Annotated in this window: 14 protein-coding genes; 9 read left to right on the forward strand and 5 right to left on the reverse strand. The window is 72.9% G+C overall.

The genetic code is table 11. The features are described from left to right. Positions 1-99: 99 nt before the first annotated feature. Positions 100-1,944 carry a M48 family metallopeptidase gene (locus E0H26_RS12015; protein ID WP_131303676.1) on the reverse strand — a complete coding sequence of 615 codons (1,845 nt, stop codon included), beginning with the start codon at positions 1,942-1,944 and terminating at the stop codon, positions 100-102. Positions 1,945-2,185: 241 nt separating this feature from the next. On the opposite strand from E0H26_RS12015, the gene E0H26_RS12020 reads away from it, so the two are divergent. The 3 genes from E0H26_RS12020 (at position 2,186) to E0H26_RS12030 (ending at position 4,577) form a co-directional block, all read left to right on the forward strand. Next, positions 2,186-3,202, forward strand: coding sequence for a prephenate dehydrogenase (locus tag E0H26_RS12020; protein ID WP_131303677.1), 1,017 nt, complete (start codon positions 2,186-2,188; stop codon positions 3,200-3,202). Positions 3,203-3,280: 78 nt separating this feature from the next. Further along, the gene (locus E0H26_RS12025) at positions 3,281-3,928 is read left to right on the forward strand and encodes an SIMPL domain-containing protein (protein ID WP_131303678.1); all 648 of its coding nucleotides are present in this window, start codon (positions 3,281-3,283) and stop codon (positions 3,926-3,928) included. Between the two features lies 1 nt (position 3,929). After that, positions 3,930-4,577 (forward strand): nucleoside/nucleotide kinase family protein, encoded by a 648-nt coding sequence (locus tag E0H26_RS12030; protein WP_131303679.1) that lies wholly within the window; start codon positions 3,930-3,932, stop codon positions 4,575-4,577. On the opposite strand, the gene E0H26_RS12035 is transcribed toward E0H26_RS12030, so the two are convergent. Both E0H26_RS12035 and E0H26_RS12040 read right to left on the reverse strand, forming a co-directional pair. Next, on the reverse strand, positions 4,554-7,166 hold the full coding sequence (locus tag E0H26_RS12035) for a hypothetical protein (protein WP_131303680.1): 2,613 nt from the start codon (positions 7,164-7,166) through the stop codon (positions 4,554-4,556). The two genes, E0H26_RS12030 and E0H26_RS12035, sit on opposite strands and share 24 nt — an antisense overlap. A 104-nt stretch (positions 7,167-7,270) precedes the next feature. Further along, entirely contained in the window at positions 7,271-7,828 is a 558-nt protein-coding gene (locus tag E0H26_RS12040; protein ID WP_131303681.1) for a sugar O-acetyltransferase, read from the reverse strand. 126 nt (positions 7,829-7,954) lie between these two features. Between E0H26_RS12040 and E0H26_RS12045 the strand changes: the two genes are divergently transcribed. Then, the gene (locus E0H26_RS12045; protein ID WP_131303682.1) at positions 7,955-11,284 is read left to right on the forward strand and encodes a S8 family serine peptidase; all 3,330 of its coding nucleotides are present in this window, start codon (positions 7,955-7,957) and stop codon (positions 11,282-11,284) included. A 113-nt stretch (positions 11,285-11,397) separates the two neighbouring features. Here E0H26_RS12045 and dapD read toward each other — a convergent pair whose 3' ends face one another. Continuing rightward, positions 11,398-12,357, reverse strand: coding sequence for a 2,3,4,5-tetrahydropyridine-2,6-dicarboxylate N-succinyltransferase (gene dapD / locus E0H26_RS12050; RefSeq protein ID WP_131303683.1), 960 nt, complete (start codon positions 12,355-12,357; stop codon positions 11,398-11,400). 135 nt (positions 12,358-12,492) lie between these two features. Here dapD and dapE point away from each other — a divergent pair, with 135 nt between their 5' ends. After that, positions 12,493-13,566, forward strand: a complete 1,074-nt coding sequence (gene dapE / locus E0H26_RS12055; RefSeq protein ID WP_131303684.1) for a succinyl-diaminopimelate desuccinylase — start codon at positions 12,493-12,495, stop codon at positions 13,564-13,566. A gap of 69 nt (positions 13,567-13,635) precedes the next feature. On the opposite strand, the gene E0H26_RS29270 is transcribed toward dapE, so the two are convergent. After that, positions 13,636-13,788: a hypothetical protein gene (locus tag E0H26_RS29270; RefSeq protein ID WP_165521823.1), complete on the reverse strand. Its 153-nt coding sequence runs from the start codon at positions 13,786-13,788 to the stop codon at positions 13,636-13,638. A 140-nt stretch (positions 13,789-13,928) separates the two neighbouring features. Between E0H26_RS29270 and E0H26_RS12060 the strand changes: the two genes are divergently transcribed. The 4 genes from E0H26_RS12060 (at position 13,929) to E0H26_RS12075 (ending at position 22,363) form a co-directional block, all read left to right on the forward strand. Beyond that, on the forward strand, positions 13,929-14,765 hold the full coding sequence (locus tag E0H26_RS12060; protein ID WP_131303685.1) for an LOG family protein: 837 nt from the start codon (positions 13,929-13,931) through the stop codon (positions 14,763-14,765). 4 nt (positions 14,766-14,769) lie between these two features. Beyond that, complete coding sequence (locus E0H26_RS12065; protein ID WP_131303686.1) at positions 14,770-15,315, forward strand: LOG family protein; 546 nt, start codon at positions 14,770-14,772, stop codon at positions 15,313-15,315. Positions 15,316-15,458: 143 nt separating this feature from the next. Next, positions 15,459-18,980 carry an ATP-dependent helicase gene (locus E0H26_RS12070; protein WP_131303687.1) on the forward strand — a complete coding sequence of 1,174 codons (3,522 nt, stop codon included), beginning with the start codon at positions 15,459-15,461 and terminating at the stop codon, positions 18,978-18,980. Positions 18,981-19,006: 26 nt separating this feature from the next. Then, positions 19,007-22,363: an ATP-dependent helicase gene (locus E0H26_RS12075; RefSeq protein WP_131303688.1), complete on the forward strand. Its 3,357-nt coding sequence runs from the start codon at positions 19,007-19,009 to the stop codon at positions 22,361-22,363. Positions 22,364-22,476 lie beyond the last annotated feature (113 nt).

The following is a 22,476-nucleotide window of genomic DNA, read 5'->3' on the forward strand; positions in this document are numbered from 1 at the left end:
TTCCGGGCTCTTGCTGATGACCACCGGACGGCGGTCGTCCCGGGATCGACGGGGTGGAACGGCGGATCACTCCGGCTGCGCTGACAGCCGGGCGGCAGGTCAGTCCTCGTTGATGCGGGCGAAGACGCGCAGCAGGTTGTCCCGGCTGCGGCGCTCCAGCAGGACGCTGCCGTACAGCTCCTGCATGGCGAGAACGTGGCCGTCGTGCAGGGTCAGTTCGGCCTTGAGCGGGATCTCCCTGGTCACCGTCACCGAGGTCAGCTCCTCGTACGGGAGGAACCGGTGCTGGCCGGCCAACTCGGCGATCGGCGTCGACTCCAGCAGGGCAGTGAGCCGCTTCTCCCCGTTGCCGGCCTTGCCCGGATTGCCGACCAGGATCAGGCCACGGTCGAGGATCAGCAGGTCGTGTTCCGTACCGTCGATCTTCACGTTGCCGATCGCGCCGATCACTCCGGCGTTGTCGGCGCTGGCGCGGGCCTGTACGACGGTCGCCAGAGCGGGGTCGATGCCGAGTTCGGTCAGCCGGGCCAGTGCCTCGTGCAGGGTCTGCGGGTCGACCGCGAGCTTGGCGACCTCGGCGAGGTCCAGCGGTGCGCCGTCGGCGCCGACGAACTGCGCCGGACCGGTCCAGGACAGCAGCCAGCGGGCCTGGCCGGCGCGCACGGCGGCGTTGTTCAGCAACAGTTCCATCGGTCCGGCGAACCGGACCGCCGCCTCCTTGCGGGTGGCGTTGTCGAAGAACTGCTCGGCGAACTCGCCGAGCCGGCGCTGCCGCACCAGGTCGAGGATGGTCGGCAGCCCCGGCTCGGGGGTGCCGGCGAACCGCCCGGCCGCCCGGTAGATCCCGTCGACCTGCCGTTGCAGGCTGGCGGCGATCGACGCGTGGGTGAACTCGGACCAGGGCAGCACCTGACGGTCGCCCTGCTCGACCACGACGCTCTGGAGCCGCCGGCCGGCGGCCAGAACGTCGGTGAGCATGATCGCTGCCGGGCGGTCGTCCGCCAAGCCGGCCCCGGCCGGTAGCTGCGCCATCGCGTCGATCCGGATGCCGATCGGCGGGTGGGTGTCCCAGCGCGACGCCTCCCGTTCGGGCGCCTCCTGCCGAAGCTGCTCGATCTGCTCCCGCCGCCCCTGGAGCAGGTGCCCGAAGCCGCCGAACAGGTCGTCCGGAGCCAGCCCGGCCTGCCAACCGGACTCGACGTACGCGCCCATGTAGAAGTTCCAGGCGGCGTCGAGCGCGGGCAGGCTGCGCAGCGCGGAGGTGGCCGCCTCGTGGCCGGCGAGCTGGACCGAGGCGCGGTCCGCCTCAAGTTCCTGGCGCCGCGAGGCGGCGTTGTCGACCATCAGGTACAGCTTGGCGTAGCCCTTGAAGATCAGCCCGACCGGGTTGCGTGGCTTGATCCGCTCGATCGTGCTGCCGATCGCCACCCGGCCCCGGTAGGCCACCTCGCCGAGGCGGGTGTGCTTGCCCGAGTAGTGGCCCAGTTCGTGGGCCAGCACCGAGCGGAGCTGGTCGACCCGCAGACCCAGCAGCAGCGGCATCCCGACGTACAGGGTGCGCCGGCCACCGACCAGGCCGAGCAGCCGGCTCTGCTCACCGACCGCCGCGTTCACCTCGGGCACCAGCCGAATCTCGTCCGGTGCCCGGGTGCCGACGGCGGTGGCCAGCTCACGGACGGTGGACCAGAGCTGCGGCGCCTCCCGTTCGTCGAGCACCAGGCCGGGCGCCGGCTCGTGCTTGGTCCGGATCGCCTTCCAGAGTCCGACGGCTACCGCGCCCAGCGCGACGATCAGCGGCAGCAGCAGCTTGGTGGCCGCCAAACCGTTGGTCTTGCTGGCGATGAAGTAGAACAGCCCGCCGACGGCGGCGAGCTGGAGCAGCGCGACCACGTAGAAACCGATCAACATGAGCACCGAGGCGAGGGCCCGGTACGTCGCGGCCATGATTGTGTCCTCCCCGTGAGAATCCGCCCAGCATGGCGGTGGCGGAGGCACGCTACGGGTAGATCATCTGACCGGGACATCCCCCGTCCGGCCCAACCTCGGACCGGCCGCGACCGGTGCACCGCCGGCCCTGCCGGCCCACGGCGGCGGACCCGGTGGCACCGGTCCGGGCGATATCCTCGGCCCGACTGTGCGCGGGGCCGGCCGGGCCCGCGCCCGACACGGGACGCCGAGGTACGCGATGGTGGTCAGGACCGGCGCACGGCTGCGAGCGGCGGTGCTCGGCACCGGTTTGATCGGCGGCTCGGTGCTGCTCCGGCTGCACGCCGCCGGACTGGACGTGATCGGCTGGGACCCGGACGAGGCGACCCGCCGGCAGGCTCGGTCGCTCGGCGTACCGATGGCCGATCTGTTGGCCGACGCGGTGGCCGACCGGGCGGTGGTCTTCCTCGGCGGGCCGCTGCCCACCCTGCCGGCGACGCTGGTCGAGGTCGCTGCCCTGACCGGCGAGGACTGCCTGCTCACCGACGTGGGGAGCACCAAGGCGCAGTTGGCCGCGTTCGCCGCGGCGCAGGGCCTCACCCACCGCTTCGTTCCGGGCCACCCGATGGCCGGCACCGACCGGGCCGGGCTGACCGCGGCGGTACCGGAGCTGTTCACCGGCGCCGCCTGGGTGCTCTGCCCCGCCCCGGACGGGCTGGCCGCGTTCCGTCGGCTGGTGGCCCTGATCACCGAGGTCTTCGCGGCCCGCGTGGTGCCGATGGCGGCGGACCGGCACGACGCGGTGGTCGCGCTCGCCTCGCACGTACCGCATCTGCTCGCCGGGGCGTTGGCCGGCGCGGCCGAGCGGTCCTCATTGCGCGACGCGGTCCTCACCCTGGCCGCCGGGAGCTTCCGGGACGGCACCCGGGTCGCCGGCACCCCGCCGCAGCGTACGACGAACATGCTGCGCGGCAACCGGGACGAGGTGGTGGCCGCGCTGGCCGAGGTGGCCGGGTATCTCGACGAGCTCTCCGCTGCCCTGCGGGCCGACGAGCCCGACCTGCTCACCGCCCGGTACGCCGAGGCCGCCGCCGCTCGCCAGGCGTTGGCCGGTCGGCGCTACGACGAGCAGATCCGGTCGTTCCCGGCCACCGGCGAGCCCGCCGACGAGGTGGCCTGGCTGTCTGCGCTGGGGGCGGCCGGTGGACATCTGAGCGGCTGCCGGACGGCTGGCGAAACCGTCTCCTACGTCGCGCACCGTCCGCAGTCCGACTGACCCTGCGGGCGGGCGCCCCGGCTGCTCGTGCGCCCGCATCGGTGGGCGTGGCGGGGGCCTCGCCGCTAGGGTGAGGGCATGGTGGACGGACCGGTGGTGACGGTACGCGGTGAGAGCTACCGCGAGGCCGATCCGGAGATCGCACGGTTCTCGGTCACCGCGCTCGCCCGGGACCGCGATCGGGAGGCCGTGCTGAGCCGGCTGGCCGAGCGGGCCGCCGCGGTCCGGGTGCTGCTGGATTCGGCCGAGTCGTCGATCGATCGCCGGGAGACCGGTGACCTGCGGGTGTGGCCCGAGACGCGGCGTTCCGGCGAGCGGGTGGTGGCCTGGCACGGCTCGGTGGTGACCACGGTGACGGTCAGTGATTTCACCACGCTCGGCGAGCTGATGCTGCGGCTGGCCGATCAGGATCAGGTCGAGGTGGCCGGTCCCTGGTGGTCGCTGCGGCCGGACAGCCCGACCTACCGCGAGGCCCGGCACGACGCGATCACCGACGCGCTGCAACGGGCCCGCGAGTACGCCGAGGCGCTCGGTGCCCAGGTGACCGACCTGATCGAACTGGCCGACGAGGGCGGCACCGCGCAGCCGATGATGGCCCGGATGGCGTTCGACGCCGGGGGTGCCGCCGGCGGTGGGGCCCCGGTGCTGGAGTTCGACCCGCAGCCGCAGGGGGTGCACGCGGCCGTACGAGCCCGGTTCGCGATCACCAGGCCGGTCCTGTCCTGACATGCCCACGGCCGAGGTGTTGCCCGTCGAGCAGTTGCTGGAGCGGGCCCGTACGCTGGCCGCGGCCGGCCCCCGCCAGTTGCTCGGCATCACCGGTGCTCCGGGCGCCGGCAAGTCCACCCTGGCCGCACAGGTGGTGGCGGCGGTCGGTCCGGCCGCCCGGCTGGTGCCGATGGACGGTTTCCACTTCGCCCAGGCCGAGCTGCACCGGCTCGGGCGGGCCATGCGCAAGGGCGCCATCGACACCTTCGACGCCAACGGCTACGTCTCGCTGCTGCGTCGCCTACGGCGCAAGGAGCCGACCTCGGTCTGGGCGCCGGAGTTCCGCCGGGATCTGGAGGAGCCGATCGCCGGGGCGATCGAGGTGCCGCCGGAGGTCCGACTGGTGGTCACCGAGGGCAACTACCTGCTGATTCCGGAATGGCCCTGGGAAGAGGTGCGCGCGTTGCTGCACCAGGCCTGGTTCCTCGACCTGGACGCCGGGCTGCGGCAGCGTCGGCTGGTCGCCCGGCACGTCGAGTACGGGCGCTCCACGGAGGAGGCGCACGCCTGGGCGCTGGGCAGCGACGAGGTCAACGCCGCGCTGGTGGCCGGCACCGCCCACCGGGCCGACCTGGTGGTACGCCTAGCTGAGCCGCCGCCGGGGTGACGGCACCGCCCGCCGGAGCAGCCAGGCGACCCGGGATCGTTCCCGCTGGAACTCGGCAGCCTCCGGGTAGCCGCTGTGACTGCGGATCGGTGGATCGGCCACCTCCCCGTCGCTGGGATGCAGCGCCTCGGGGTCGGTCACCGGGACGTCGCGTTCTCCCGCGCTGACCGGCCAGCCGAGGGGATCGGTGTCCCGCCAGAAGTTCGTCCAGCCGGTCGCGCCGGACGGGCGGGACATCGCCTCGGTCAGCACCGGCAGCCGGTCCGGCCCGAAGTACGCGGGGAAGATCCGGCCGTAGAGCCGGGTCAGCTGGCAGCCGTACGAGAAGAACCAGATCTGCCGTCGCCAGCGTTCCGGCAGCTGGAGCAGGACGGCGGTGCAGATCACGGTGCCCTGGCTGTGCCCGGACAGGATGATGCCCTCCATCCGGCGGGGATCGTGTTCGGCCAACGCGAGCAGGCCGGCGGTGCGGGTGAGCAGCTCGGGTACGGCGCGCTCGGCGTAGCTCGGTGGGGCGAGCGGGTGCGCGGCGCGGGGCCAGAAGGTGCCCACGTCCCAGACCACGCCGACCGACCGCCGGACGGTGTTGTTGCGGTAGACCAGCAGCCCGATGGCGGCGATCGCCACCGGCAGCCAACCGAGCAGTGCGTCGCCCACGTCGGCGAGGAGCTTGACCAGGACGGCGCTGCCGGCGACCGGCTGCGGATGCACGGCGGCCGGGGAGAGGGCGGCGACGCAGCCGAGGATGGCCAGGACCAGCAGCGCGGCGGCGTACCAGCCGATCAGACCCAGCGCGTGTTCGCCGACCAGCCGATGCAGCGCCCGGTGGGTGCTGACGTCCCGGGCCCGGCGCAGGTCGTGCGCGGACAGCGGCCCGCTGGTCGTCAGTTCGACGTACTCCACGCGGCGGAGCCGGCGGAACAGCACGATGGCCCGGACCACGACCACGGTCAGGATCAGCAGCGCGGCACCGAAGAGGAGACCGCCCCAGGTCACCGGCGTCGGTGGGGTGACCAGCGTGCGACCACTGGTGTCACCGCCGTTGAGCCGGTTGGTGACCCAGTAGAGCAGTCCGACGCAGTAGGCCATGCAGAGCAGCCAGCCGAAGCCGGCGATCACGGCCGGGGCCTGGCCGCGCCAGGTCAGGTCGGTGTACGGGCCGAGCGGTTGCTGATCTGCGGCGGTGCGGGTCCGGGGCAGCAGCAGGCCGGTCGCGGCGAGCGGCAGTAGCCCCAGTGCGAGCTGCCAGACCGGCAACGGCGCGGGCGGGACGGCGGGCAGCCAGCCGTGGCACCAGGCTGCTCCGATGGCCAACAGCACCCCGGCGGCGGCCGGTGTGGTGCCACCCCGGCGGCCGGAGCGGGCGGTGCCACCGATGGCGATGAGCAGCAGCAGTTGACCGGTGACGAACCACGCGGCGATCCGGTCGAAGCCGGGCAGCGAACGGTCCTCCAGGCAGCCGGGCAGCGTGGGGACGTCGATGCAGCCGGGTGGCGGGCGCAGCGCGGCGAGCGGGGTGCCGCCGTCGGGCAGGATCAACACCAGGATGGTGCCGGCCAGCCCGGTCCCGGTGAGCATGATGACCGCGATGCTCCACCGGCCGAGGGGGGTGGCACCGTCGCGCCGGGTCAGGTTGGGCCGGGCGAGTGCCACCAACGTGATCACCAGCACTGCGACGAGAACCGCCACGCTGGTCCAGGCGAGCACCGCACGGACTCCGTACGGTGGGTGCAGCACGATGACGGTGCCGAGTGGAATGGCCGCCGCGACCACCGTGCCGGTGCACAGGTGCAGTACGGCGGCCCGCCGGAGCTGTCCTTCACCCCACCAGAAGGTGGGATCCTGCAACGGGTTGGCGAGCGGTCCGGTCGGCTCGGGTACCGGCGCTGGTTCCGGCACCGGCTGTGCCGCCGGTAGGTCGGCGTCGACCGGGCCTGGTGTGTGGTGCACCGGTGGGTCCATCGGGTCGGCGGGCATCACCGCCTCGTACTGGTACGTCCGCCAGGCGACGATGCCGAGCACCGCGATCAGGGCCAGCGGCACGGTCAGGCCGACCGCGAAGGCCCGGCCGCTCTGCTGCCACCAGGCGTTGGCGAGGAAATCCCACCGTCCGGGCAGCCGGTTCAGACAGGCCGAGTCCACGCACTGCCAGGCGATGAGGTCGACGCCGACAGTGGTCAGCGCGAGCACCGGCATGCAGGTCAGGCTGAGGCAGAACAGCCGGATCAGCCAGGCGGTGATACCGGACCGGCTGGCCAGTCGTTCGGTGTTGGGGTCCGGCGGGATGCCGGGGCGCGCGTGCAGCGCCACGTTGGCCAGTGTGAACGGCAGCAACAGCGTCCACAGCGCCCGCTCCACGTCCCGTGCCGTCCGGGCACCTGAGGTCAACTGCCCCCAGCTGTACGCCTCGACCGCGACCGGGTCGAGTGGTGAGGCCGTCGCGGAGCGGTAGAAGCCGGTGACCGGGCCGCCGGCGACCAGCCGTGGCGGAGGGTCCTCGCCACCGGGGGACGACGCCAGTCCGAGGGTGTCGGCGGGCGGCGTGTTGGACACTCCATGTACGCGGAGTTCGAGAATCCGACCGGCCACAGTGACACCTCCCGGTGATAGCTCTGATACCCAGAGTGCTCGACTTTGGGATCGAGTGCCACCCGCCGGGGCGGAGTTTTTGCAGGTGAGGAAGGGTTGGGGGGTTAGTTGATCTGGCGTACCGGGCGAGCGGGGTTACCGACGGCCACGACGTTGGCCGGCAGGTCCCGGGTCACCACGGCGCCGGCGCCGACGACCGTGTTGTCACCCACGGTTACTCCTGCGAGGACGATCGCGCCGCCACCCAGCCAGACGTTGTCACCGATGGTGATCGGCTTGGCCGCCTCCCACTTGGCCCGACGCTGCTCCGGATCGACCGGATGGGTCGGGGTGAGCAACTGCACGTTCGGCCCTACCTGCACGTCGGCGCCGAGGGTGATCGGCGCGACATCCAGAAAGACCGCGTGGTAGTTGACGAAGCTGCGCGGTCCGATCTGGATGTTGTAGCCGTAGTCGCAGTAGAAGGGCGGCCGGATCCCGGTCTCGTCGCCGAGTTCGCCGAGCAGCTCACGCAGGGCGGCCAGCCGGGCTTCGGGCTCGTCGGCGGCGCTGGTGTTGAACTGCTCCATCAGCCGCAGGGCGCGGCGGTGGTCGGCGACGAGTTCCGGGTCGTCGGCGAGATGCGGCTCGCCCGCGAGCATCCGCTCCTTCATGGATCCCATCCGCCGATCATGCCGTACCCGGACTCAGATTCGTCGAATTCTGGACTCCTTTTACATACTCAGTATGCAAGTCTAGGAGTATCGATGTGTCCTACATCGATATAGACGCCTCAAGAGGAGGATCAGTTGCAACGAAGGAGCAAACTGACCGCCATCGGACTGGGGTTGGCGCTGGTGCTCGGGCTACCGGGCGCCGCCACGGCCGCCCCGTCCCCAGCAACCGCGCCGCAGTCCGCCCAGCTCAACGCTCGACCGGCGGCGGTGGGCCAGTCGACCGTCACGCTGATCACCGGTGACCGGGTCACCGTCAGCGCGTCCGGCGCGGCGAGCGTACGTCCGGCCGAGGGCCGGTCCGACATCCGTTTCATCACCCAGCGGCAGCAGGACCACCTCTGGGTGGTGCCGCAGGACGCCCTGCCGCTGATCCGCGACGGCCGGGTCGACCGGCGGCTGTTCGACGTGGCCGGGCTGATCGCCGCCGGCTACGACGACGCCCGCCGCGACCACCTTCCGCTGCTGATGACCTACCCGGCGGGCGCGGCACGCCGCACCGCCGCACCCGACGGCGTGACCGTCACCCGTGACCTGACCGCCATCGGTGGTGTCGCGGCCAGGGCCGACAAGCGGGAGGCCGGTCAACTCTGGGCAACATTGGCCGGCGCTGGTGCCCGGCTCGACGTGGCGGGGGGTGTCGAGCGGATCTGGCTCGACGGCAGGCGACAGCTGACGCTGGAGCACAGCGTGCCGCAGATCGGGGCGCCCGCCGCCCACCAGGCCGGCTACACCGGCCAAGGAGTACGCGTGGCGGTGCTGGACACCGGCGTCGACGCCGCGCATCCGGACCTGGCCGGGCGGGTCGCGCAGGCCCACAACTTCACCGAGGAGGCGAACCCGGGCGACATCGTGGGACACGGCACCCACGTCGCGTCGATCATCGCTGGCAGCGGTGCCGCCTCCGGTGGCCGGCAGCGGGGCGTGGCACCGGACGCGACGCTGCTGTCCGGCAAGGTCTGCGAGGAGTACGGCTGCACCGAGTCGGCCATCCTGGCCGGCATGCAGTGGGCCGCTGTCGACCAGCAGGCCGACGTGGTCAACCTGAGCCTCGGCGGGATGGACACCCCGGAGATCGACCCGCTGGAGGAGGCGGTCAACACGCTCACCGAGCAGACCGGCGCCCTCTTCGTCATCTCGGCCGGCAACAGCGGCCGGGCCGGCAGCGTCGGCTCGCCGGCCAGCGCGGACGCCGCGCTCGCCGTCGGGGCGGTGGACCGGGACGACGAACTCGCCGACTTCTCCAGCCAGGGCCCGCGCACCGGCGACGACGCACTGAAGCCGGAGATCACCGCGCCCGGGGTGGACATCGTCGCGGCCCGGGGCGCGGGCACCCTGCTCGGCGAGCCGGTCGGGGAGCAGTACGTCTCGCTCTCCGGCACCTCGATGTCCGCGCCGCACGTCGCCGGGGCGGCGGCCCTCGTCGCCCAGCAGCGTGGTGACGCGACCGCGGAGCAGCTCAAGTCCATCCTGATGGCGTCGGCCCAGCCGCACCCCGAGCTGACCGCGTACCAGCAGGGAGCCGGCCGGGTGGACGTGGCGCGGGCGATCAACCAGTCGATCGTCAGCGAGCCGGTGAGCGTCTCGTTCGGCCGTACGCTCTGGCCGCATGACGACGACGAACCGGTCACCCGGGAGCTGAGCTGGCGCAACACCGGCAGCACGGCGGTCACCCTGGATCTCACCCTGCAAGCCACCGGCCCTGACGCGGAACCGGCGCCGGCCGGCATGTTCGCGCTCGGCGCCGAGCAGGTGGTGGTGCCGGCCGGCGGCACGGCGTCGGTCACCGTCACGGCCGACACCAGCGTCGACAGCCCGGACGGTCACTACACCGGCCGGGTGTACGCCCGCTCCGGTGACACGGTGGCGACCACCCCGCTGGCGGTCCACAAGGAGGTGGAGAGCTACGACCTGACCGTGCGGCACCTGGATCGCGCTGGCACGGCACCGGACGACTACGCCACCTTCCTGCTCGGGTTGGCGGACTTCAACGAGATCTACGTGTACGACCCGTCGGGCACCGTCGAGGTCCGGGTACCCAAGGGCCGGTACGGACTGGCCAGCTACCTGCTGGATGGGGCGACCGAGAGCGTGACGATGCTGGTCGGCCCGGAGCTGGAGGTGGACGGGGACGCCGAGGTGATCATCGACGGGCGCAAGGCGGGCCCGGTACGACTGTCGGTGCCGGACCGTTCGGCGACGCCGGTGCTGGTCGTCGCCGAGGCGACCTACCTGCTCGGTGACCTCGGTATCGCCGGCTTCGGCGCGCTTGCCGAGGACTTCAGTGGTCTCGCCATCGGCCAGCTCGGCCAGCCCGTACCGGCGGATCGTTTCGTCGGCTCGGTGGCCAGCCAGTTCGCCGACCGGGAGGCGGCCAGCAGTCCGTACTTCTACGGTCTGGCCGAGAATTTCCCTGGCCGGCTGCCCAACGGCCTGGTCAAGCACTACCGCAGCAGTGACCTGGCCAAGGTCACCCAACGGTTCCACGGCGGCTATCCGGGCATGCTCGCCGAACGGCTCGTCTTCCCCAGCTTCGAACCCGACCTGGGCGGCTGGGCAGCCATCCTTCAGGTCGGCGTACCGGGACAGCGGGTCGAGTACTACAACACCAGGCAGGTGCGCTGGGGCACCGAGCTGGCGTTCGGCAAGCCGGTCGAGGACCGGCCGTGGCTGGACCTGGTGGCCGCGTTCTGGTCCGAGCCGACGGCGTACCGGGCCGGCCGGCACTACCAGGAGACCTGGAACGGCGCACCCTACGGGCCGTCGTTCCCGACGCCACGCTGGCCGGAGGACGGGGTGACCCGCCAGGGTGACCTGATCACGCTGGCCGTGCCGATGCACAGCGACGGGGCGGGCCACGCGGGTGTCTCGCTGGCGGACACCTCGCGTACCGCGTTGTACCGCAACGGCAAGCTGGTCGGGGAGCGCCCCGAGCACGGATGGGCACAGTTCGAGGTGCCGGCCGGCGCGGCGACGTACCGGCTGGAGACGTCGGTCAAGCGCAGCTTCACCGACCTGAGCACGGAGGTCAGCACCGCGTGGACCTTCCGGTCCCGGCACGTCCGGGGCGACGATCCGGTACGGCTGCCGGTCAGTGTGATCAGGTTCGCGCCCCGGTTGGACGCGGCCAACTCCGCACCGGGCGGCCGGAGCTTCGTCATCCCGGTGCAGGTGGAGCGCCAGGACGGCGCCCCGGCGGCACGGACCAGGTCGCTCACCGTCGAGGTTTCCTACAACGGCGGGAAGACCTGGCAGCGGGCCAAGGTGCACAAGGCCGGTAGCGGCTGGCAGGCCACCGTGCAGCACCCGCGCGGCGCCGGTCACGTGTCGCTGCGTGCCAGCGCCGAGGACAGCGCCGGCAACACGGTGACCCAGCGGACCATCCAGGCGTACCGCCTGCGGTGAGCCGTACCGGTGGGCCCGGCACGGCTGGCGCCGGGCCCACCGGGGGCACCTCGAATGTTAGGAAGGGGCCCTTCCTATACCGGAGGCGTTAATAAGGTGCCCTTCCTTGCGGCTCAGTCGTTGGCGTGCAGGGCGGCGTTGAGTTCGATGCCCCGGCCGGTACGCGGGCGGGCCTCCAGCGCTCCGGTGACCGAGTTGCGCCAGAACAGCAGCCCGTCGACGCCGGACAGCTCACGGGCCTTGACCACCCGGCCGTCCGGCAGACTGATCTTCGACGCGGCGGTGATGTAGCAGCCCGCCTCCACCACGCAGTCGTCGCCGAGCGAGATGCCGACCCCGGCGTTCGCCCCGATCAGGCTGCGCTCGCCGATGCGCACCTTGTCGGTGCCGCCGCCGGAGAGGGTGCCCATGATGGAGGCGCCGCCGCCGATGTCCGAGCCGTCGCCGACCACCACGCCCTGCACGATCCGGCCCTCGACCATGGAGGTGCCGAGGGTGCCGGCGTTGAAGTTGACGAAGCCCTCGTGCATGACGGTGGTGCCGGCGGCCAGGTGGGCACCGAGCCGGACCCGGTCGGCGTCGGCGATGCGTACGCCCGAGGGCACCACGTAGTCGGTCATCCGGGGGAACTTGTCCACCCCGTACACGGCCAGGTGGCGGCCGGCGGCCCGTTCGATCACCCGCAGCTCGTCCACCCGCTCGGGCGGGCACGGCCCGGCAGACGTCCAGGCCACGTTGGCCAGCTTGCCGAAGATGCCGTCGAGGTTGAGCTCGTTGGGCCGGACCAGCCGGTGGGAGAGCAGGTGCAGCCGCAGGTACGCGTCGCCCGCGTCCTTGATCGGGTCGTCCAGCGAGCCGATCACGGTGACCACCGCGACGGTACGCAGACCTGGCAGCGCCCGGTCACCGAGCGCGCCCGGCGGCAGATCCAGCACGTCGGCCTCGTCCTCGCCGGGCACCAGCGGCAGCTCGCCCAAGCCCAGCTTGCCGGTCGGGTACCAGGTGTCGAGCACCTGGTCATCGGCGGTGACGGTGGCCAGGCCGATGCCCCACGCGGATTCTGTCGACGTCACGTGCTCACCTCTCGTTCCATGCTGCGTTGGCTGCTGCTCGCGACTGCGGGCTCGCAAGCTCACGCCTCGCGCTTCGCCGAAGGGCGAGCGGGCTCGCGTCTCGCGATCACCGGTTTTGACGGTACCGTGCGGACCATGGAGAACCCGCTCACCCCCGAGGTCCTCGCCGATCCGGTGGCGTTGACTCGCGCCCTGGTCGACATCGAGTCCGTGTCCCTCAACGAGAAGGCGATCGCCGACTGCGTCGAGGAGGTGCTGCGGGCGGTGCCACACCTGGCCACCTACCGGCACGGGAACACGGTGATGGCCCGTACCGAGCTGGGTCGGGCCTCCCGGGTGGTGCTGGCCGGGCACCTGGACACGGTCCCGCTGAACAACAACTTCCCGTCGACCCTGCGCGGCGACCTGATGTACGGCTGCGGCACCTCGGACATGAAGTCCGGGGTGGCCTTCGCGCTGCACCTGGCCGCGACGCTGCCCGACCCGCGCTACGACGTGACGTACTTCTTCTACGAGGCGGAGGAGATCGAGTCCAGGTACAACGGCCTCAGCCTGGTGTCCGAGGCGCACCCGCAGTGGCTGGAAGCCGACTTCGCGGTGCTGCTGGAGCCGACGTACGGCGTGGTGGAGGCCGGCTGTCAGGGCACCATGCGGGCGTCGGTGGTGACCACCGGGATCCGGGCCCACTCGGCGCGTTCCTGGCACGGGGTCAATGCCGTGCACGGCGCCGCCGAGGTGCTGCGTCGACTCTCCGAGTACCAGGCTCGACGGGTGACCATCGACGGTTGCGATTACCGCGAGGGCATGAACGCGGTGCGGATCCACGGTGGGGTCGCCGGCAACGTGGTGCCGGACCGGTGCGAGATCGAGGTGAACTACCGCTTCGCGCCGGACCGTACGCCGGCCGAGGCGGAGGCACACCTGCGCGAGGTCCTTGCCGGCTACGAGCTGGTGGTGACCGACTGCGCGGCCGGCGCCCTGCCCGGCCTGGACGCCGCGCCGGCGCAGGAGTTCCTGGCGGCGGTGGGTGCCGCGCCGATCGGCAAGCTGGGTTGGACGGACGTGGCCCGCTTCGCGGCGCTGGGCATTCCGGCACTCAACTTCGGTCCGGGTGACCCGAACCTGGCCCACCACCCGGACGAGCACGTCGAGATCGGCAAGATCCGCGACGGTGCCGCCACCCTGCACCGCTGGCTGGCCGCTGTCTGAGCGGCCCGGATTCAGCGCCTGGCTCGCTTCGTGCCCAGCGGCCCGACCGGAAGGCGGCGGCCGATCCGGTCAGGCGGCGGTGAGCTGGGAGTCGGCGGCGGGTTCGGCGGCGGGCTCAGGGGTGTTCTCAAGCAGCCGAGCGCGGCGGCGCTCGGCCACCACGTCACGGATGCGCCGCTGCATCTGTCGTCGGATCCGGATTCGTTCGTTGTTGGTGATCACGCGTTGTCTCCTCCCCCGAAGCCGCGTGCCCGGGCATACCCGGTATATGAATAGTAAGACGTACGGGAAAGCGATTTGGTTGCACAAGATCACGAAGTGTTTGCCGAGTTCTGCGGCGCCACTCCACTACGGTGGCTCCCATGAGGCAGAGCAACCACCGCGAACCAGGACAGGAGCGGCATCGCGGCGCCGTCACGATGCGCCGGCAGGCGATTCCCGCCAGTACCGCAGACCAGGGGCTGCTGGACTCGCGGGCGCGGGCCGACTGGCGGACCAAGGACTCCTGGCGGGCGCTGCGCATCCTCTCCGAGTTCGTCGAGGGCTTCGACACCCTCGCTGACCTGCCGCCAGCGGTCAGCGTCTTCGGCTCCGCCCGGAGCAAATCGGACAGCCCGGAGTGCCAGCTCGCTGAGGCGCTGGGTGCGGCACTGGCCCGGGCCGGCTACGCGGTCATCACCGGTGGTGGCCCGGGTGTGATGGAGGCGGCCAACCGGGGCGCGAGCGAGGCCGGTGGCCGCTCCGTCGGCCTCGGCATCGAGCTGCCCTTCGAGCAGGGCATCAACGACTGGGTCGACCTGGCGATCGACTTCCGCTACTTCTTCGCCCGCAAGACCATGTTCGTCAAGTACGCCCAGGCGTTCGTCGTCCTGCCCGGCGGCTTCGGCACCATGGACGAGCTGTTCGAGGCGCTCACCCTGGTGCAGACCGGCAAGGTCACCCGGTTCCCGGTGGTGCTGATGGGCGTCGACTACTGGCAGGGCCTGCTCGACTGGTTGCGCGACACCATGGCCGCCGAAGGCAAGATCGGGCCGGTCGACCTGGAGCTGATCTGCGTCACCGACGACGTCGCGGCGGCGGTGCGGCACATCGTGGAGGCCGAGGCCGCGCTCAGCTCCGAGCAGGAGGCGGTACGCGAGGACGCCGTGGCTCGTACCGCCGCCGACCAGCAGGCAGCCGCCAGCGAGTCGGAGCGCTGAGCAGGTGGCGGCGATCTGCGTGTTCTGTGCCTCCTCCCGCACGCTCGACCAGCGTTGGCTGGACCTCGCGGCGGCCACCGGCGCGGAGATCGCCCGGCGCGGGCACACCCTGGTCAGCGGCGGGGGCTGCGTCGGGATGATGGGCGCGCTGGTGGACGGCGCCCGATCGGCGGGCGGCCGTACCGTCGGCGTGATCCCGCAGGCGCTGGTCGACCTGGAGGTGGCCGACCTCGGCTCCGACGAGCTGGTGGTCACCGACTCGATGGCCAGCCGGAAGATCCTCATGATCGAGAAATCGGACGCCTTCCTCACGCTGCCCGGCGGCCTGGGCACGCTCGACGAGCTCTTCGAGGTCTGGACCACCGCCACGCTGGCGCTGCACCAGAAACCGATGGTCCTGGTGGATACCGACGGCTTCTACGGCCCGCTGCTGGACTGGCTACGCCAGCTGACCGCCGAGACCTTCCTCAAGCCCGCCGGCTTCAACCTGCTCCAGCTCGCCGACACCGTCCCCACCGCCCTCGACGTCCTCGAATCCCGCCTCCCCTGACCGCTCGCCCGCCAACGATCGCTTTCGGTTCGGCAGCGGTGGCGCGGCCGGCGCGGTGCTGGGCCGGGATTTCGACGTGAGCTGGGGCTCGGCGAGGGTGTGGCGCGGCCGGGGGTGTCGCAGGGCCGTGATGGGATGTCGGGATGCAGGCGTACCGACTGGTGCGTCGGCCCGCCGGGCCGACCGAGGGAGACGGCCCGCCCGACGGGTTTTCCCCGGGCGAGGCTTCCTCGGATGCCGACCCGGCCCCGAGTCCAGCTGGGTCCGATGCCGGGCAGGCGGAGGTGGTCGCGCACACCAACGGGCCGATGCTGGTCCTCGGTGGACCGGGCACGGGAAAGACGCACGCCCTGGTCGAGGCGGTCACCAGCAGGGTCGCCGAGGGAGTCGATCCGGAACGGATCCTGGTCCTCACCTTCAGCCGGCGGGGCGCCGCCGACCTGCGGCACCGCATCGAGGCCCGGATCGCCGCCGACGGCCAGCGGGTGCTGCGCGAGCCGCTGGTCCGGACCTTCCCGGCGTACGCCTTCGGGTTGTTGCGCCGCGCCGCCGCCGAGCGGGGTGAGCCGTCGCCCCGACTGCTCACCGGCCCGGAGCAGGATCTGATCATCCGTGAGCTGCTGGACGTGGTCGGCGAGGAGCCCGGCGACGACCCGGTCGGCTGGCCGGCGGATCTGCGTCCGGCGCTGCGCACCCGGGCCTTCGCGGCCCAGCTACGCGACCTGCTGATGCGGGCGGCCGAGCGCGGGGTGGGGCCGGTCCAGCTGGCCCGGCTCGGCGAGCGGTTGGGTCGGGCCGACTGGCCCGCCGCCGCGCGGTTCCTGCGCGAGTACGTCGCCGTGCTGGCCCTGCGGGACGTGGCCAACCGGGGTTCGGTCGCGTACGACCCGGCGGAGCTGGTCCGGGCCGCCACCGGGATGCTGCGGGACGATCCGGAGCTGCTGGCCGTGGAGCGGCGCCGACTGGCGTACGTCTACGTCGACGAACTGGCCGACACCGATCCCGCCCAGCTCGATCTGCTGGAGACGGTCGCGGGTGGCGGCCTGCCCCTGGTCGCGTTCGCCGATCCCGACTCGTCCACGTACGCCTTCCGGGGCGCCGACCCGAGTGGCGTGACCACCTTCCCGCACCGCTTCCGGACCGCTTCCGGCGCGCCGGCCGCGCAGGTGCTGCTGACCACCAGTTACCGCTGCGGGCAGCGGCTGCTGTCCGCTTCCGCCCGACTGGCGCGGCGGCTGCGTGGCCCGGCGGCGCACCGCCGGATGCGCCCGCTGCCGGACGCGCCGCCGGGCGCGGTGGAGGTCCGTACCTTCCGGTCGGCCACCAGTGAGGCGGCCTGGCTGGCGCACGCGCTCCGCGAGGCGCATCTGCTCGGCGGGCTGCCCTGGGCGCGGATGGCGGTGCTGGTGCGTTCCACCGGCCGGCAGTTGCCCACGCTGCGTCGGGCCCTGCACGCGGCCGGCGTGCCGACCGTGGTGCACGGCGAGGATCTGCCGTTGCACCTGCAACCGGCGGTCGCGCCGCTGCTGCTCCTGCTGCGGTGCGCGCTGGAGCCGGACCGGCTCGACGAGGAGGCCGCGGTCGCGCTGCTGCACTCGCCGCTCGGTGGTGCCGATCCGCTGGCGGAGCGGCGGCTGCGGCAGGGCCTGCGGGCCCTTGCCCTGGCCAGGGGCGACCGTCGCCCCTCCGGCGAGTTGATCGTCGAGACCTTGCGCGATCCGGCCGAGTTGGCCGGTGTCGAGCGGCGCTGGGCCGAGCCGGCGCAGACCGTGGCGGGGCTGTTGGCCGTGGCCCGGGAGACGGCGGCCCGGCCGGGCGCCACCGTCGAGGACGTGCTCTGGGCGGTGTGGCGGGCCAGTGGCCTCGCCGAGTTGTGGTCGGCGGCGTTGACCCGGGGGCCGGCGGTGGCCGGTGAGGGTGATCTCGCCCGGCGTCGCCGGGCCGAGGCGGCCGACCGTGACCTGGACGCGGTGATGGTCCTCTTCGACGCCGCCGCCCGGTTCACCGACCGGCTGCCCGGCGCGCGTACCGAGGTCTTCCTCGACCACGTGCTCGGCCAGGAGCTACCCGCCGACACCCTCGCGCCGACCGCCGATCGGGGCGACGCGGTCCGGCTGCTCACCGCGCACGCGGCGAAGGGGCTGGAGTGGGATCTGGTGGCCGTCGCCGGTGTGCAGGAAGGTGTCTGGCCCGACCTGCGGCTGCGCGGCAGCCTGCTCGGCTCGGAGCGACTGGTGGACGTGCTGGCCGGCCGGGCCGACACGGCAGGCACGGCGGCCATCCTGGTCGGGCAGACCTCCGCCCTGCTGGACGAGGAGCGGCGGCTGTTCCACGTCGCGGTGACCCGGGCCCGGCGCCGGTTGCTGGTCAGTGCGGTCGCGTCGGCGGCGGTCGGCGGGGACGACCACGAGGAGCAGCCCAGCCGCTTCCTCTACGAACTCGGGCCCACCGACACCCCCACCGACGGTGCGGCGACCGGCGGGGGACCGGGACCCGACCCGCTGGACCAGCCGCCGACCGGCCCGGCGGGCGCGGCGGTTGGCCCAATGGGCCAGGGGCTGCGGGATGGGCCAACGGGCCAGGAGCCCAGCGCCGGGTCGGCGGAGCTGGGGGAGTCCGACGTCGAGCCGGTCGGGCCGCGTACCTTGCCGGTGAGCCGGCCGCCACGGGCGCTCACCCTGCCCGCACTGGTGGCGGAGCTGCGTACCGCCCTGGTCGACTCCGCCGCGCCGCTTGCCCGGCGGCGGGCCGCGGCGGCCGAGCTGGCCCGGCTGGGCGCCGCCGGAGTGTCCGGGGCGCATCCCGACGACTGGTGGGGGCTGCGACCACTGTCCGACGACCGGCCGCTGGTCGACGAGGGGGAACCGGTCCGGGTCACCCCGTCGGGCATGGAGAGCGCGTTGCGGTGCAGCCTGCGCTGGCTGCTGGAGCGGCACGGCGGCAGCGCGTCGGCCAGTACCGCGCAGGGGGTCGGCAACCTGGTGCACGCGGCGGCGATGCTCGCCGAGGACGCTCGCGCCGACCGGGGTGCGCTGCTGGACTACGTGGCGGCCCGGTTCGACGCGATCGAGCTGGCCGCCCGTTGGATGGTGGGTCCGGAACGGGCCCGCGCCGAGGCGATGGTCGACAAGCTGTTGCGCTGGTTGGCTGCCAACCCACGCCGGCTGCTCGCCATCGAGCACGAGTTCGCGGTACGCCTCGACGACCCGAACCGGCCCGTCGACCTGGTCGGCCGGGTGGATCGGCTGGAGGTGGACGAGGCCGGGCGGCTGGTGGTGATCGACCTCAAGACCGGCAAGTCCACCACTGTCACCGAACGTGAGGTGGCCGAGCACCCACAGCTCGGCGCGTACCAGGCGGCGGTGGAGGCGGGGGCGTTCGCCGAGTTCGGCGACGAGTCGGGCGGGGCGGCCCTGGTGCAGCTCGGCACCGGTGCGCGTGACGCGCGGGAGCAGGCCCAGCCACCGGCCACCGACGGGCCCGAGGCCGGCTGGGCCACCGCCCTGGTCCGCCGCACCGCCGATACGATGGCCGCGTCCACCTTCGCCGCGGTCGCCAACTCGAAGTGTCGGGTCTGCCCGGTGCGCACCAGTTGCCCGGTGTCCGGCCAGGGGCGGCAGGTGGTCGAGCCGCCGACCGTGCGTCGACCCGACCGCGAGGAGTGAGCGTGCCAGCCGGCGAAGCAGGCAGCATGACCCAGCCTGCCCTGTTCAGTCCGGGTGCGCCGACTCCCCGGGCGGCCGACTCCGGCCCGCGGTACACCCCGGTGGAGTTGGCGAAGCTGCTCCGCCTGCCGGCGCCGACCCGGGAGCAGGCGGCGATCATCGCCGCGCCGGTGGAGCCGCTGCTGGTGGTCGCGGGCGCCGGCTCGGGCAAGACCGAGACGATGGCCGCCCGGGTGGTGTGGCTGGTGGCCAACTCGTACGTGCGGCCGGAGCAGGTGCTCGGCCTCACCTTCACCCGCAAGGCCGCCGGTGAGCTGGCGCACCGGGTGCGTACCCGGCTCGACCAGTTGGTCCGCCGCCTCGGCCGGCGCGGGCGTGATCCGCTCGACGACCCGCTGGCCGGGGAGCCGACGGTGGCCACCTACCACTCGTACGCCGGCCGGATCGTCACCGAGCACGGCCTGCGAGCCGGCTACGAGCCGTCCACCCGGCTGCTCACCGAGGCCTCCCGTTGGCAACTGGTGGACCTCATCGTGCGCAACTACGACGGTGACATGGCCGAGGTGGACCGGATGCCGAGCACGGTCACCGACGCGGTGTTGGCCCTCGCCGGGGAGCTGGACGAGCACCTGGTCGAGCCGGACGAGCTGGCCGCCTGGACGGGCCGGTTCTTCGCCGACGTGCAGTCCCGCCCCGGCCGGGTCTACGCCGACGTGCGCAAGGCCCTCGCCCTCCAGCAGACCCGGCTGAAGCTGCTGCCGCTGGTGCGCGCCTACGCCCGCCGCAAGGACGACTTCGAGGCGATGGACTTCGCCGACCAGTTGGCCCGGGCCGCCCGGGTGGCCCGCGACCATCCCGGTGTCGGCGAGATCGAACGGGGCCGGTACCGCGTGGTGCTGCTCGACGAGTACCAGGACACCAGCCACGCCCAGGTGGTGCTGCTGCGGGCACTGTTCGGCGGTGGGCATCCGGTGACCGCCGTGGGTGACCCCTGCCAGTCCATCTACGGCTGGCGGGGAGCCAGCGCCGGCACCCTGGACCGCTTCCCGACCGAGTTCGCCCGAGCTGGCGGGGAACCGGCGCGGGTGCTCGGGTTGACCACCAGTTGGCGCAACCGTCCGGAGATCCTGGCGGTGGCGAACGCGCTGGCCACCCCGTTGCGCGCCGCCGGTGCCCGGGTGCCCGAGCTGCACGCCGCGCTCAGTGTCGACGATCCCATCGCGCACCGCAGCCCGCGCGGTGTCGCTGCCGGCACCGTGCACTGTGCCCTGCTGTCGACGTACGCCGACGAGGCCGACTGGATCGCCGACAGCCTGCTGGCGGCCTGGCAGGGGGCGGCCCGGATGCCCGGGGTGCTGCCCGAGCAGATCCCGGTCACCGCCCGCCCGACCACGGCCGTGCTGGTCCGGCTGCGCAGCCAGATCCCGGCGCTTGCCGCCGCGTTGCGGGAGCGCGGACTACCGGTCGAGGTGGTCGGGCTGGGTGGTCTGCTGGACACCCCGGAGGTCCGCGACGTGGTGTGCACGCTGCGTGTACTGGCCGACCCGACCGACGGGGCCGCGTTGTTGCGCCTGCTGACCGGGGCACGGTGGCGGATCGGGCCGCGGGACCTGGTCGCGCTGCACCGCCGGGCCCGGGCCATCGCCACCGCCCGTCGCCAACTCGCCGACGACGGTGACCCGGAGATCGTTCCGGATCGCCTGGACGAGGCGACCCTGGTCGAGGCGCTGGCCGACCTCGGTCCGGCGCAGGCGTACTCGGCCGAGGGGTATGCGCGGTTGCGTGCGTACGCCCGGGAGTTGGGCCTGCTCCGCTACCGGCTGGACCAGTCCCTGCCGGAGCTGATCGCGGACATCGAGCGGACCACCGGCCTGGACGTGGAGGTGGCGGTACGGGCGGGTGGCGACGGCGCCGGTGACGCCGGCCTGGCCCGGGGGCACCTGGACGCGCTGGGCGACGTGGCGGCCCGGTTCAGCGGGGAAACTCCGGGCGCCACGCTCGCCGGCTTCCTGGCCTATCTCGCCGCCGCCGAGGACGAGGAGCGCGGGCTCGCCCCGGGCGAGGTGGAGGTGGTCGAGGGAGCGGTGCAGATCCTCACCGCGCACGCGGCCAAGGGGCTGGAATGGGATGTCGTCTCGGTGGCGGGGCTGAGCAGCGGCGTGTGGCCGGGGCCGGTACGCAACTCCGATCACTGGCTCGGTGGGCTGGGCGTACTGCCGTTTCCGCTGCGCGGCGACGCCGACGGCCTGCCCGAACTGGACCTGGCCGAGGCCGCCGACCAGCGGGCGGTGGCCCGTACGATGGCGGACTTCACCGACGCCTGGCGGGCCCACGACGAGCGGGAGGAACGGCGGCTGGCGTACGTGGCGGTCACCCGGCCACGGCGGCTGTTGCTCTGCTCCGGCCACTGGTGGGGGGAGGGCACCAAACGACCGCGTGGACCGTCGGCGTTGCTGCGCGAGGTGCACGACGCCTGCCTGGACGCCGGGGCCGGTCACCTGGTCGACGAGTGGGCGCCCGAACCGGCGCCCGACGCGGCCAACCCGACCACCGAGGTGGTGCTGCGGGCCGAGTGGCCGGCGGACCCGCTGGGCGTACGCCGGCCGGTGTTGGCCGAGGCGGCGGCGCTGGTGCGCCGGTTCCTGACCGACGGTGGCGATGCCGCCGGTCCGGACGACCCGGCGGCGGTGGACCCGGAGGTGGCCAGGTGGCGGCGGGAGGCCGACCTGTTGCTGGCCGAGCGGGCGGAGCTGAGCCGGTTGTCCGGCCCGATCGACGTGGCGTTGCCCGCCCACCTGTCGGTGACGCAGCTGGTCACGTTGCGTCGGGATCCGGCGGCGCTGGCCCGTACGCTGCGCCGCCCGCTGCCCGCCGAACCGAACCCGTACGCCCGCCGGGGCACCGCCTTCCACGCCTGGTTGGAGCAGCGGTTCGGGGCGGATCGGCTGCTCGACACCGACGAGTTGCCCGGTGCGGCCGACGCCGACGCGGCGCCGGACGAGGCGTTGGCCGAGCTTCAGCGACGCTTCCTGGCCAGCGAGTGGGCCGACCGTACGCCGGTCGAGGTCGAGGTGCCGTTCGCCACGGTGATCGGTGGCGTGGTGGTGCGTGGCCGCATGGATGCGGTGTTCCGCCGGCCGGGGGATCGCTTCGACGTGGTCGACTGGAAGACCGGCGCCCGGCCGACCGGTGCCCCCGCCGAGGTGGCCGCCGTGCAGTTGGCGGTCTACCGGCTGGCCTGGGCCGAGCTGGCCGGAGTGCCGGTCGACCGGGTCGGCGCGGCCTTCCACTATGTGCGGGAGGGAGCCACCGTCCGTCCGGCGGATCTGCTCGACCTCGACGGGCTCACCGCGTTGATCACCTCGGTTCCGGCGCTGTCCTGAACTGCTGACGGTTGGCCGGATCCGTGGTAGAGTGCCCCGCGTTGCAGTTTTGGTTACCAGCTCTGTGTGCGCCTGGCGGATACGTGGCCCCAGGCGCACTTTGTTGTGTCCGG

Origin of the sequence: Micromonospora zingiberis (genome assembly GCF_004331455.1) — a bacterium.
In the GTDB taxonomy this organism is placed as follows: domain Bacteria; phylum Actinomycetota; class Actinomycetes; order Mycobacteriales; family Micromonosporaceae; genus Micromonospora; species Micromonospora zingiberis.

Coding starts and splice junctions, on each gene's coding strand:
- E0H26_RS12015 (WP_131303676.1), bottom strand. CDS start 1,944: ATGGCCGCGACGTACCGGGCCCTCGCCTCGGTGCTCATGTTGATCGGT.
- E0H26_RS12020 (WP_131303677.1), top strand. CDS start 2,186: ATGGTGGTCAGGACCGGCGCACGGCTGCGAGCGGCGGTGCTCGGCACC.
- E0H26_RS12025 (WP_131303678.1), top strand. CDS start 3,281: ATGGTGGACGGACCGGTGGTGACGGTACGCGGTGAGAGCTACCGCGAG.
- E0H26_RS12030 (WP_131303679.1), top strand. CDS start 3,930: ATGCCCACGGCCGAGGTGTTGCCCGTCGAGCAGTTGCTGGAGCGGGCC.
- E0H26_RS12040 (WP_131303681.1), bottom strand. CDS start 7,828: ATGGGATCCATGAAGGAGCGGATGCTCGCGGGCGAGCCGCATCTCGCC.
- dapE (WP_131303684.1), top strand. CDS start 12,493: ATGGAGAACCCGCTCACCCCCGAGGTCCTCGCCGATCCGGTGGCGTTG.
- E0H26_RS12060 (WP_131303685.1), top strand. CDS start 13,929: ATGAGGCAGAGCAACCACCGCGAACCAGGACAGGAGCGGCATCGCGGC.
- E0H26_RS12070 (WP_131303687.1), top strand. CDS start 15,459: ATGCAGGCGTACCGACTGGTGCGTCGGCCCGCCGGGCCGACCGAGGGA.
- E0H26_RS12075 (WP_131303688.1), top strand. CDS start 19,007: ATGACCCAGCCTGCCCTGTTCAGTCCGGGTGCGCCGACTCCCCGGGCG.